Source organism: Paenibacillus sp. FSL H7-689 (genome assembly GCF_000517905.1).
Lineage (GTDB): Bacteria > Bacillota > Bacilli > Paenibacillales > Paenibacillaceae > Paenibacillus > Paenibacillus amylolyticus.
The window spans coordinates 163,226-175,676 of sequence record NZ_ASPU01000005.1 but is presented as its reverse complement, the minus strand read 5'-3'; the positions used below and the strand labels follow the sequence as shown (position 1 = coordinate 175,676).

12 protein-coding genes are annotated in these 12,451 nt (G+C 46.8%); all 12 read right to left on the bottom strand.

Annotated features, from left to right (window positions below; all coding sequences use genetic code 11):
• Positions 1-8 precede the first annotated feature (8 nt).
• Positions 9-761: a hypothetical protein gene (locus C170_RS03465; RefSeq protein ID WP_036606279.1), complete on the bottom strand. Its 753-nt coding sequence runs from the start codon at positions 759-761 to the stop codon at positions 9-11.
• Between the two features lie 147 nt (positions 762-908).
• Positions 909-1,958: an ATP-grasp domain-containing protein gene (locus C170_RS03460; RefSeq protein ID WP_036606276.1), complete on the bottom strand. Its 1,050-nt coding sequence runs from the start codon at positions 1,956-1,958 to the stop codon at positions 909-911.
• Positions 1,959-2,807 (bottom strand): hydrolase, encoded by an 849-nt coding sequence (locus tag C170_RS03455; RefSeq protein ID WP_047844115.1) that lies wholly within the window; start codon positions 2,805-2,807, stop codon positions 1,959-1,961. It lies immediately after the preceding gene.
• Entirely contained in the window at positions 2,807-3,958 is a 1,152-nt protein-coding gene (locus tag C170_RS03450; RefSeq protein ID WP_036606274.1) for a cysteine protease StiP family protein, read from the bottom strand. The genes C170_RS03455 and C170_RS03450 overlap by 1 nt, the downstream gene beginning before the upstream one ends.
• Positions 3,955-5,250, bottom strand: a complete 1,296-nt coding sequence (locus C170_RS03445) for a phosphoribosyltransferase family protein (RefSeq protein WP_036606272.1) — start codon at positions 5,248-5,250, stop codon at positions 3,955-3,957. Before C170_RS03445 ends, C170_RS03450 begins: the two co-directional genes overlap by 4 nt.
• A 67-nt stretch (positions 5,251-5,317) precedes the next feature.
• Positions 5,318-6,538: an HpcH/HpaI aldolase/citrate lyase family protein gene (locus C170_RS03440; protein ID WP_081745837.1), complete on the bottom strand. Its 1,221-nt coding sequence runs from the start codon at positions 6,536-6,538 to the stop codon at positions 5,318-5,320.
• Positions 6,539-6,729: 191 nt separating this feature from the next.
• Positions 6,730-7,986, bottom strand: coding sequence for a TerD family protein (locus tag C170_RS03435; protein ID WP_036606270.1), 1,257 nt, complete (start codon positions 7,984-7,986; stop codon positions 6,730-6,732).
• A 30-nt stretch (positions 7,987-8,016) separates the two neighbouring features.
• Complete coding sequence (locus C170_RS03430) at positions 8,017-8,598, bottom strand: TerD family protein (protein WP_036606267.1); 582 nt, start codon at positions 8,596-8,598, stop codon at positions 8,017-8,019.
• Positions 8,599-8,690: 92 nt separating this feature from the next.
• On the bottom strand, positions 8,691-9,266 hold the full coding sequence (locus tag C170_RS03425; protein WP_036606264.1) for a TerD family protein: 576 nt from the start codon (positions 9,264-9,266) through the stop codon (positions 8,691-8,693).
• Between the two features lie 90 nt (positions 9,267-9,356).
• Entirely contained in the window at positions 9,357-9,950 is a 594-nt protein-coding gene (locus C170_RS03420) for a TerD family protein (protein WP_036606262.1), read from the bottom strand.
• Between the two features lie 35 nt (positions 9,951-9,985).
• Positions 9,986-10,432 (bottom strand): tellurite resistance TerB family protein, encoded by a 447-nt coding sequence (locus C170_RS03415; RefSeq protein ID WP_036606259.1) that lies wholly within the window; start codon positions 10,430-10,432, stop codon positions 9,986-9,988.
• 343 nt (positions 10,433-10,775) lie between these two features.
• Complete coding sequence (locus tag C170_RS03410) at positions 10,776-12,431, bottom strand: extracellular solute-binding protein (protein WP_036606257.1); 1,656 nt, start codon at positions 12,429-12,431, stop codon at positions 10,776-10,778.
• Positions 12,432-12,451: the final 20 nt, after the last annotated feature.

Sequence of the window (12,451 nt, the reverse complement as noted above, 5' to 3'; positions counted from 1 at the left end):
AATCCCTCCTATAATTCAGAGCTGTTATACCGTTGATGTATTAGTTCCGCTTTGTTCTGGAGCTCCATTAAGTCTTTATGTTCAATCGTTGATACAATATCCGATATCTTGGAATCCACGTCTCGAAGACCATTCAGCAGCATACGCCGATTGTTGCGTTTGGCTTCTCCACTTAAACGTAAAAATGGATTAATAAAACCGTTCAGGTCTTTCAAAATAAGTCTGCGCACCGTATGGTTGATATCTCCGTTATTTAGTTCCTGAAGGGAAGGAATCACACGCTGCAAACGGGCAAACAACGCCAATGATTTCTCCACGATCTCATTATCCAGCTCGTTCTTCTGACCTTCTGAGATGATCATATCCTCCAGAACTTCCAGGTATTCAATCACCGGATCAAATACAGGATCTGGTTCAGTCCGGGAAGGCTTCGCTTGTTCTGTGCTTGCATGCTGTGCGGGAGTGGAACTCGGTTGGGGCTCTGCCAGAGAAGCTTCTCGTGCCCCTGTTGGCACTGTGCTCGGTGCTTGTCCACCATTCAAGCGGGATGGTTCATTTCCGATATCTGTAATGGGTACAGGGGCTGATGACGAACCCTGGACCTGTGTACGTGGCGTGGAACGTGAAGGAATCAATCCTCCGACCACAGTTGCCAGTGCCGGAATTGCCCACGTGATGACATCCGGTAGAAAGGGACTCGTGATCGCCGCGAGACCATAACCGACCAATGCGCCTATACCTATCTTCGTTTTCCGTAACATTACTTGTCCTCCTGCCTTAACAACACATACAGTGCATATTCAAAAAGTCTGATTTTCAGTACCGAGAAGATGGACTTTTTGAATAACCTCTCATCCGTATTGTAAAAAAACCATCCAGAAGGTGTCAATGTTGAGGGAAATTCTCAGCTAGACGTGGTGTACTCCGCTTACCTTCTGAACGTCGATTATAAATGGCTGTTCGATATGACTTCCCAGTATGCCAAACTTCGGATGAAGTGGTCCAATATCATGGCCAAGTGCAGACTTGACCGCCAGATACGGGAAGTTCACGCCCGACAGACAAGACATGTGCAACCCACCCGACATACGCGGATTGATCTCCAGCAGCTTCGGTGTATCCTTGCGATATTTCATCTGTATATTAAAATTATAAGGAATCCGATATACTTCTGCCACATTGCGGGCAATCGCCAGCAATTCCTCGTTTTCTTCAAGCAAGCGCAAACGTCCTCTTTCTTTTCTACGCGGGATAGCCGTTATAAGTTTCCCATTGCGATCCGAAAGACAATCAATGCTGTATTCATATCCTTCCAGTACCTCCATCACCATGACATTTTGAAAGGACGGAGCAGAAGAGAACGCACGCAGGGCATCTTCATACGAAATGGAGTTAAGCGCGTATCCGAACAACTCCTGCAACGGATCACGTTCATTATTAATCACTCGGAATCCCATACCACCCTCACCATTACATGGTTTGAAGCATACATCGTGTCCACGTGCACGTAGCGCCTCATAGGCTTGCTGGAATTGTGCAGCATTACTGACCGTGAAATAATCCGGAATCTCCATAATGCCCTTCTCACGCACCGATTCATAGAACCGGTCTTTCTCCATCAATTGTTCCAGCAATTCCGTGTCCGAGCATACGATAACCCGTGTACCGATCTCTTCGAACAGGGAGATATGTCTGCTGATGTCCAGCATGTTCCAGCGTGGAATAAACACATCAATCTGATGACGACGGCAAAAGTCGAGGCAAAAATCAACATACTCCCGGCCCGTTAGACGCGGTTCAACTTCTGCAACATCACAGCCCTGTAATGCCATATGTCCAGGATCAGGATGAGTACCGTAGATCTCAAATTCCATACCGTCCTCATTGTCCCGAATCGCATTCATATAATGATACGTTACAGAGAACCAACGGTTGAAGTAAATCTTCATTTTTTTCATTTATACGGTCTCCCTTATCTCGGCATGGTCTATCTGGGTCTGTTGATCGTTATGAATACGGTGAACGTAATCGAGAATCTCATCTGCTGCAAAAGCACCGAATTGTTCCGTAAATTGATACGGTACCTGCTCAGGTACACGCTGTCTCTCCACATGTAACTCTCCGTGAGACGGAGCAATGGCGTAGTGCGCAAAGTCCAGCAAACAACGATCCAGCAAGGAATCACCCGAAGCAATCACAGGCACATCGCCAATGCGTTGCCTAATATGCTCCACTGCAGCTCGTTTGTTCACGGCCGAAGGCACCAGATAGAGCTTCCGCCCCTGAATCGAACTCTCCCATCCCAGCGTCTCTAACACCCGAATCTTTTCCGCAATATGCTCCATTGGAAGCTTGTCACGTTCGATTAGCAATGCAAAGAACAGCTCATCACACAATCGCTGATTAATTACCCACTCCGGGCTCAGCACATCGTCAAATAAATTCAGGATCTCTTCGGGAGTAGCTGCCTGCTGACGAAGCAAAGAACGAATATGCAGATTCCATTCATCGTCTACCTGACCGTCAACAATGATGTTGCCACCATTACTCGTCACCGCATATTTCGGAATACATTCGCTCTGAAAAATATGAATGCGCCGGTACTGCTCCACTGTACGTGTCGTCACAGGCATAAATACAATGTCTTGTGGCAAAGACTGCAACCGCTCCAATGCATATGCTGACATAAAAGCGGACAACTTGCCGTTAATCCACTCTGCGGGAACAAGTCCCGGTGTATCTTCGGGAATACGGAGCGCACGACGGGAGTACACCAGCGTCTGGTCCAGATCACTTGCGTAGATCATCATTCTCCGCCACCTCCCAGGGATTGAATAATGCCGCAACAGGAATAGGTTAATCCCGGATATACCTCAACCGGCACATTTCTGTCTCTGGCGAGCATCATGATATGTTGCAAATCCGGATTATCCAGACGGTCCACAAGAATCTTCCAAGGGACACGGCGCAGTAACACCCGGGTTGTTTCTCCGATTCCAGGTTTGATCAGATTAATGTTCGCAATGCCAAAAGATTGCTGGATGGACTCAATATCCTGCCATCCTTTCCAGGTAATTTCCGAAGTACCGGTAGCATTGTCATTCGAGCGAATCTCCGCTTGGTTCATCACCTGTGGAAAATACTGAGCGATGGTATCCACGTATTGGGTCGACACATCCGCTGAGGACCATTCACGATACCATTTGGCCCCGTGAAAATCTGCCGGTCCAATCAGATCATCGCGAAGTACTGTACGGCTCACCAGTCCCGATACCGTGGAATTCAGACAAGCACTAGGAATAAGATAATCTTCCCTTGTCCCAAAAGTTCCTGAACATTGCCCCGGATCAGCCAACACAGCAAGATCATCATCAAGACTTACGCCATAAGTCCGTTCCATGTGGTCACAGGACTCTTTCAGCACTTTGCGAATAGCCCCTTTGCCTGTCCAACCGTCTACAAACTGAATAGCTGTTTCCAGACCATGCTGCTGTAAAATATATAAAATTGCGTTCTCGTCCATACCCTTGCCACGGATAATAGAAATACTATAATGCGGAATCGTCACTTTGTATTTCAATTCAATATAACGTTTGATCAGGATGCCCACAGGTGTTCCGGCTCGAGCCAGAGATACCAGCACCAGATTCAGTCCCCTACGCTCTACAATCTTCTCAGCCACAATGGCGGTATGACGTGCGATTCTTGCAGCGGATTGTTCCAGCGTCTGATGGAACAGCTCGATGTATTCTGCTGTGGGCTGATATTCCACGGGCAACATCTCCGAATAATGAACCCCGGATTGGATCGCCTGCTCCCGTTCACCCGTTCCCTTTTCCAGATCAACATGGCTGATATCTTTCAGTAGGAAAACAACGTCCGATGCAGCATAACTGCCCATCGGTTCGGGAGACGGAATCTCACGTTGTCTGATTAGCTCCAGTGTAGTTAAGTTCATTGCTCGTTGTCCCCTGTCTTCTCTGGCAAGCCGCAATATACGATATGAATGTGTCCGCACCCCAACTGCCCCAGTACCTTCAACATCGGTTCCATTCGTTCTTCGGACATCTGTCTCTCCAGCAGAACAAAAATCTCGTCATACTGACCCGGGGCGATGTTATAGATAAAGTTACGAACGGATGCGTCTTCCGGTGAGGCATATCCGGCACCACTACGAACAGCATATCCTGGAGCCGGATGTGTATGGATTGGACTGCGGGTAGTGGATTGATACAACACGCCTTCTCCCATCTCGGCAGCAATACGCATCGGAATGTACATGAACTCCCCTGTTCCCATCACCAAAGTCCGTTCTCCCGTACGCTGCGTCCGAAGCCGTTCTGCAATCCGGCTAATCTCCTGGCGCAATTCGCCATTATGACGGGATTGCATACCAAACCTGCCCGTATGTTGGACGTAGCTCGCTGTGCTACGTTTACCTTCACCATCCTCCGAAGTAGCGTGCAGCTGATCGAAGGCATCAGCAACGGTAGAGGTTTGAAGCGTTACGGCAGGACGGGATAGCTGCTCATCTTGCTGTGTTGCTTCCATCTGTGGAGTACCCACTACTTCAATACGGCCCTTCAACAGGCTTAACGGTGTAATAGTAATTCCAAGTTCAGCTTCCAGCTCGGCAAATCGATTCTCATCCGCTTCCGTACGCCAGTCCAACAGCGAAGCAATCACATATTGCTTCCTAGGATATCTGGCCTGAATATCCCGAATGATATTCAACGTCGTTTTGCCCGTCGTAATCTCGTCGTCCACCAGAACAATCGGACCCTCTCCTGCAAAGGCTTCATGATCCAACGCATAACAACGATGAGCCATCGCGTGGGAGTGTTCTTCTTCAAATTGAATATCCGGATGCATCGCTGGAACATATTCGCGAGTGGTGTGAATGTAAGAAGCATGATCAGCAAACATCTCGTACATGCTATGGCCCAGCGCTGTAGCGGTCTCCGCAAAACCAACAAAACGAATCGTTTCCGGCAAACTCAAGCTTTCTTGCAACAGCATGTTATACACTTGCCGGGCTTGTTGGGGATCAATCAGCCCCTCGACCATTGCCCGTTTCCACTCGGTGATCTGAACTTTCGTCTCTTCCGTCTTTTCAGTCAGGTGCTCATATAACAGAACAGCCAATGCCGCGCCACTCAGAAGCGAGGTATACGGATTAACTGGGATGTGCTTGCCCAGCAGTCTGCTTACAAACAGAAATGAACGTTTCTTATTGATGCGTGCAGCCATGGAAAATAGAGATTCTAGTGGAAGTTGCAGCGGGTTATGTGTAACCTGAACGTTCAGGCTGAATTGATCAAGAATTGGGAACGTAGTTGTGTTGTTGTTCGTGCTTGGGCAAGAGCCCGACAAAATGCTGCTGTTCATGTAACACCCCATATATTTGTGATCGGATTAGAATTCGATTCGCCCAGCTCAAGTGTGGTTTAATCTCATTCATTTTGTTATAGTAATTACTTTTGAACACACCCAGGCTACCGTCATTACGGGCAATGATGTCTTGGGCATCGGAATATTCCTCATGTGTAACAACGTACATCGCTTGTACGGGCTTAATATGAGAAGGATGAATGATCGTTTTGCCTACAATTCCATTTTCCTTGTCCATCATGACTTCACGCATCAATCCATCCATTGTGTTCGTAATATATTTCATTCTCAGATGCAGCCCTGATTTGCCCAGGGTTTCTTCGAATGGAGTCTGTCGTAATTGAGGTTTGAACACGCGCTCCCGCTGACTGAAATATTCCCAGACAGGACCTGAGATCACATACGGCTTGTCCATTCGTCCAAACAGATTGATAATATCCGAGATGCAGTCACGGATCGTGGCGATATCGTATATGGTCAATTCCGGGCTTCGGCGTAGTCCAAACAGGCTGGAGAAATCGGTCGCACCTATGCGTACATTGAGCACATATTCAACATTTTCATCGAGGATGTTTCGAAGGCCCAGTAAGGTCTCCCAACGTGTCTCCCGATATATAATTGAAGCCGTTTCCAATATAGGCATTCCATAGAGAACGGGATAATGATCCGGTTTCCGTTGATTATAACTGCGGATCTGGTCGAAATAGGCTCTTCCATTGCCCACACAAAACTTGGGCAATGCCACGCCTGTCAGCATGGACACCAATTCTCCCAACGTATCAATGAGACGTTCCAACTGTTGTGGTGAACGTACACGAGCAAACAGAAGAGGCATTTGATCCTGACTCAGCATGCCTGTCTCCATATAAGTCATCAGTTGAGTTAGATGCTGTACCAGACACTGCTCGGCAAACTCTACTTGGTCGTCACCCACAGCGTCCTCCAGATCAATAATAATGGTCGTCAGACCTTCATGTTTACCATTCATAATGTCGTCCGCGATATGTGTGCGCGTCGCGGGCATATATAAAGCAGCCCCAACAGCATATGCCAGTAGATCTTTGGAAGTCCGGTGATTGAACGAGACGGGTGAAGAGAAAAATAAAGTATCTTCTTCTTCCAGACTCAAAAAGTTAAAATATTTCAGGGTTGTCTCCTCCTCGCACCTTTGGCAATAGCCAATCTGCAATAGTTGATTCCAGCTGTCGGGGCATAAAAACCAATCCCTCCTTAGTCTGGAGGGATTGATGGTCTATTATCGAGGATAACGTTGGTCAACAGTATCCTTGCAATGGCGCTGACCGATACAGCGTTTATATATTGATTAAATTCAAATGATTACTTTCTTCCCGCAACCCACTGCATTCCCCAATCATGAGCCTCGTCCAACGCCTGATGGCCATTATAGAACTGCACGATTCGTTCAATACTGAATGTCTCATTGTTCACATTGCGTAACATCGCGATGCCACACATGCCAAGCGGGCTCCCGTATTCATTCATTCGGACAATGATATCCGGGCCATCCTTCTGCTGGATAGTTACCACACCGTCTACTTGAGACCAGTTGGCCACACCACCATAAATATAGGTAAATACCAAGATGCGCTCAATTTCCGAGATACGGGCACCATTAATCCGCAGATTCTCTCCCGTCTTAACCGATCCCGTCCGGTCATCCCCATCTAGTGCAATATAAGGGAAACGATTCAGTGAACCAAACGTTTGTCCCAATGCCTGAATCACATCTCGTGTACCATCCTTCATCTCGAACAGACAGCCCAAGTCCAGATCCACACTCTTGCTGCGACCAAACAACCCTTTGCTACCCTGTTGATTCCAGTTCAGATTAATCAGGATTTCACCAAGTCCACCCGCATTTTTCTTGAGGTTAATGGTGTCGCCCTTCTTCTTCAATTCAATTTTGCTGAAATTGATCGAATTCACAGGAGAAGGCGTCGGTTCTGGTGCGGGCACCGGGGGTGGTGGAGTCGGTACAGCTGTCGGAGGAACGGTTGAAGTCGTTGGTGCAGGGTCCGCTCCACCATCCACATCCACACCAAAGTTAGCACAGAGTGCATTCAATCCGCCTGCAAAACCCGATCCTATTGCATTGAACTTCCATTCTCCGTTATGACGATACAATTCACCGATGACAATCGCGGTCTCCACTGTAAAACCGCTTCCCAGATCATATCTCATTACTTCCTGACCTGTAGCTGCATTGGCAAACCGTAGAAAACCATGCTGAACCTGTCCAAAATGATGGCGTCGTGCTTCACCGTCATGAATCGTCAGGCTGAAGGCGATTTTCTCAATTCGGGCAGGGATTTTGCCAAGATCAATGGCGAATTGTTTCTTCTCGCCACCAACCTGTCCACCATCCATGTACGTGATGAACGAGGTAGAGGGTTGATTATAAAAGATAAAATCCTCATCTCCAGCCACTTTATTGTCTGAACCCAGAAGGAATGCTGATGTGTCCAGCTCTACACCCGAGGCTGCCTCCCAACCAATGCCTACCGTTAGACGGGACAAGCCCGGATTGGTTTTGGTCAGATCACTCTTCTGGCCTTTCACGACAGAAATCGCCATAGCAGAATCACCTTTCTATGCCAAGTTATGTTATTGTGCATCCAGCCCGTAATTTTTGCATAAAGCAGATAGTCCACCGGTGAAGCCGCTGCCTACCGCCTGGAATTTCCAGTCCGCACCTGCACGGTAGAACTCACAGAACACCACAGCTGTTTCTGTGGAATAGTCCTCTCCGAGGTCGAAACGAAGCACTTCCCGATCACTTGCAGCATCTACAACACGAACAAAAGCATTGGAGACTTGTCCAAAATTCTGCCCTCGTCCATCTCCATCATAGATGGTTACCGTAATACCGATCCGGTGAATGTGCGCAGGGATTTTGCTGAAGTCAACAACAACTTGTTCATCATCGCCGTCACCCTCACCCGTACGATTGTCACCGGTATGTGTCACTGAACCCGCACCGCCGCTTGGATTGTTGTAAAAAACAAAGTCATCCGTACCTTTGGCTTTTCCATCTTCGTACAACAAAAAAGCCGAAGCGTCCAGGTCAAAGTCGACTCCACCACTATATTTGTTTGTATCCCAACCCAAACCAACCACCACACGGGTAAGGCCCGGATTCGTCTTAGTCAGGTCAATACGTTGTCCTTTGGCAAGACTGATCGTCATTTGTTTTTCCACCTTTCCAAATATGTGATTAAATGAAAAGGAGAACCGTCCAGGAGACGGTTCTTCCCATCCTGTAAGTCGTACTGTACGTCCTATTGCAAACCGTAGTCGCGTGTCAATCCAACCAATCCATCTTGGTAACCACTACCGATGGCACTGAACTTCCACTCGCCGCTATGACGATACAATTCACCAACAACTACACCTGTTTCGATGGAGAAGTCTTCTCCCAGGTCGAAACGAATCAGTTCTTCGCTGTTTGCTTCGTTGACGATTCGCACATAAGCACGGGAGACTTGTCCGAAGTTCTGGCTACGTTCTGTAGCTTCGTAGATTGTAATGGAGAATGCAATTTTCTCTACATTCGCGGGTACGTTAGGCAGGTCGATATTGATCTGCTCATCATCACCATCGCCATCTCCTGTACGGTTGTCACCGGTGTGAACAACAGAACCATTTTCATTTTGTGGATTGTTGAAGAAGATGAAGTTTTTCTCGCCTTCTACTTTACCGTTTGCATTGGCACAGAATACCGATACATCCAGGTCAAAGTCTTTTCCGCCATCATACTTATTGGTATCCCAGCCCAAGCCTACTGTGATTTTTGTCAAACCTGGGTTCGTTTTAGTCAGATCGATTTTTTGACCTTTAGAGAGATTAATTGCCATCGTATGATCATCCTCGCTTATTTAAGTGTATTGTAGTTATCGTGACATATGAATATCAGGGTTATTGTCGATTTAGGTTAAATCTTGTACTTAGGAGTACCTGCGAGCGAGTTCGTTGATATGTACCGCATGGGAACCCTCTCCAATTGCCGAGAATTTCCATTCGCCTCCATGACGATACAATTCACCACAGATCAACGCTGTTGAACCTGTGTAGTTATCGGATAGATTGAACTTCACGAGCTCACTGGAATTTTTACCATCCAGAATACGAATATAAGCCTTCTCAATCATGCCAAAATCTTGCTTGCGATTGACACAATCGTAGATATTAACAACGATTAATACTTTATGAACATCAGCAGGAATACGGGACAGATCCATTTTGATCTGTTCGTCGTCACCGTCTCCCTGTCCTGTTAAATTGTCACCTGAGTGGATAACCGAACCACATGCGCTTTGCTTGTTGTGGAAGCAAACCAGGTTGGAGTCCTTAACCAACTTGCCTTCTTCATTCAACATGATCGCCGATGCATCACAATCGATATCCGCTTGTTTTTTTCTTCCGAAGAACCCTTTGGCAGTTACCGGGTCCCAACCGAGACCAGCAATCACCTCAGTAAGTCCTGCATTGCCTTTGGTTAAATCAATCTTTTGTCCTTTGACCAAATTAATGCTTGCCACTGATTTTCACCTCCCTTCATATGTAAAATAGCTACTTAGAGATTGAATTCACTCGGGTTCAGTCCAAGTACGATGCATATCTCGGCAACGACTCTTTTCTCCTGATCATCAAAGTTGCCGTCCGCTGAACCAATCGCACTGCATACACCCACAATAACGCGTCCTACATCCGGCTTGGCTTTGAATTTCCCAATAGCTTTTAGCGCTTCCTGCTTCCCGATCTCTGGAGAGAACTCAAAGTTCGCGACATAATGATTAAAGCGTGTAATCACTTCAGCCATATCAAATACTTTCAATTCCTGACTCAGGTTGATATAACCGGCCATCTTGTTCTTTTCCGCTTCATCAATGGAACCATCTGCAAAAGCAACCAGTGCACAACCTGCAACCACGGCATCCATAAAATCTTTATTTTTAAACTTTTTGACTTGCTCTTCAAGTCCTTGTTTTGTTGAATTTAACCAGCTTTTAAATGAACTCATACTCAACCTCCAATAGTTTCAACCTGATGTTCCGTACATTCTTTTCAAGATTTTTCAGTAACTTTCATGTCTACATCATGTTGAATATAAGTTAAATTATTCCTTAACTATACTCTGAAATACGGCAATTTTCTACATTAAAAAACAATTAATACCTTATGATACGCATCGTTCTGGATATAGTTTCAAGCAAGATGCGAGAACTTTCTATTCACTTCATTTTTCAGGCAAATATTCCCCTATTTGAAGCCCAAACATAAAAAGGCTCTGATCAGGGGATCAGAGCGCTTATTTCTACCAACACCAAAATTATAAATTTCATGAATGATTTGAATCCGTGAATTTATTCCGATTTTTCAAAATCAGCCTGTTGTTGTTCATAGATTTCATAGAAGTCGTCCCAGACTAGTACATTATCCTTTTCCTTGCTCCACCAGTCTTTGTACCATGCTTCAATCTCCGGGCCCCCGCCTTGCTCCCACTTCTGCTGTGCTTCCGTTGCAGCCTGTTCGACTGTATATTTGCTTCCGCCAATGATGGAACGGGTAAAGATATCGTTGATCGCTGTTGTCACATTGGTCAACTTGACCTGAAGCTCCTTGGGTAGCTGCGGCATATGTTCTGAATGGGTAACACCCTCTCCTACCGGAAGATCCGTCATGTATACCTCACGCGCTTCCTTGAATAGTCGAAGTCCTTCCTTCTGCGACGGAATCTCTTCGCTGAACAGCATTTCTGTGTACCCGCATTTGCCTTCCTCCAGACGGCTGTACAACATGGCGTAATCGCCTGCCCAGCTGATCTCCTGTTTGTATTTCTCCTGATCCGAGATGCGCGGACAACCTTGATCGTTCAGCGTATAATGCGTGTTTTCAAATCCATTTTTGAAGGTTCGGCCTGACTCTATTTTGGTCAGAAAATCGATATATTGCATAACTGCTTCCGGATTTTTGGCTCGTGCATTCACAGCTGCAGTCATCTGAACCGGGTTATTCCACACCATCGTGTGCTGTCCTACGGACGTGGTTGGCAGAGCGATGACCTTTAATTTGGCCTCAGGAACATTCTGCATAAGTGTATCCAGTTCCTTCGCTGCAAACCCGGTATAATCCGAAGTCATGGCCGCGTACATACCGATTTTGCCATTCAGGAAATCCTGCTTCGCCTTAGCCCCGTCCTTGTCGGTCAATAAGTCCTTATCGACCACACCTGCTTCATATAATGCACGTTTGAATGCCGTGGCTTCTTTCATGTTGTTGGGACCAACCACCATCTCCCCGTCCTCCACATTCACCCAGTTGGCGTTGTACATATAGCGGAATAGACCCGCTGTATCGCCGAACTGAAATCCACCGATGCCGTATGTATCCTTAGCTCCGTTTCCATCGGGATCATTCTCCGTGAAGGCCTTGGCTACCGCCAGCATCTCTTCTTCATTGGTCGGTACCTCCAGATTCAACTTTTCCAGCCAGTCTTCCCGAATGAAAAAGCTCGTTAGTGGAAACACCTCGTTCATACGTCCCACTTCATAGAGCTTACCATCGCTTTTGATGCCGGCCTTCTTGAGCTGGGGATATTTCTCCATCAAGGCTTTGTATTCCACACTCGAGTTCTCGATCAACTCATCCAGTGGCATCAGCTGTTTTTGATTAAACAGAGTGTTACGGATCGGCGTACCGAATTCAAAAATGATATCCGGTGCACTGCCAGAAGCGAATAATACGTTAAGTTTCGACTGAGATTCCCAGCGGGGAACTGCTGTATATTTTACATTTGCCGGGCCATTCTCGTTAATCCACTTGGACCACATATTATCTTCGATCGTACCCATGCCGCTTGGGACCGCGCCACGATCATAGATCGTTGACGTAATGTTCCCCCTGTTGCCTTCGCCTTCCGCCTGTTCGCTACCGTTACCTCCTGTACATCCCGCCAGCAAACCACCGATCAAGCCCAGAACGAGACCCGACTTCATCCATGCCTTCATCGTTAACGCCATAGATAAGACCCTCTTTCTCT

What these genes read in the sequence shown, in the direction of transcription:
- C170_RS03450 (WP_036606274.1), bottom strand. Translation starts at nt 3,958, where the DNA reads ATGAACTTAACTACACTGGAGCTAATCAGACAACGTGAGATTCCGTCT.
- C170_RS03430 (WP_036606267.1), bottom strand. Translation starts at nt 8,598, where the DNA reads ATGACGATCAGTCTTGCCAAAGGACAACGTATTGACCTGACTAAGACG.
- C170_RS03445 (WP_036606272.1), bottom strand. Translation starts at nt 5,250, where the DNA reads ATGGCTGCACGCATCAATAAGAAACGTTCATTTCTGTTTGTAAGCAGA.
- C170_RS03455 (WP_047844115.1), bottom strand. Translation starts at nt 2,807, where the DNA reads ATGATCTACGCAAGTGATCTGGACCAGACGCTGGTGTACTCCCGTCGT.
- C170_RS03415 (WP_036606259.1), bottom strand. Translation starts at nt 10,432, where the DNA reads ATGAGTTCATTTAAAAGCTGGTTAAATTCAACAAAACAAGGACTTGAA.
- C170_RS03435 (WP_036606270.1), bottom strand. Translation starts at nt 7,986, where the DNA reads ATGGCGATTTCTGTCGTGAAAGGCCAGAAGAGTGATCTGACCAAAACC.
- C170_RS03425 (WP_036606264.1), bottom strand. Translation starts at nt 9,266, where the DNA reads ATGGCAATTAATCTCTCTAAAGGTCAAAAAATCGATCTGACTAAAACG.
- C170_RS03410 (WP_036606257.1), bottom strand. Translation starts at nt 12,431, where the DNA reads ATGGCGTTAACGATGAAGGCATGGATGAAGTCGGGTCTCGTTCTGGGC.
- C170_RS03460 (WP_036606276.1), bottom strand. Translation starts at nt 1,958, where the DNA reads ATGAAAAAAATGAAGATTTACTTCAACCGTTGGTTCTCTGTAACGTAT.
- C170_RS03465 (WP_036606279.1), bottom strand. Translation starts at nt 761, where the DNA reads ATGTTACGGAAAACGAAGATAGGTATAGGCGCATTGGTCGGTTATGGT.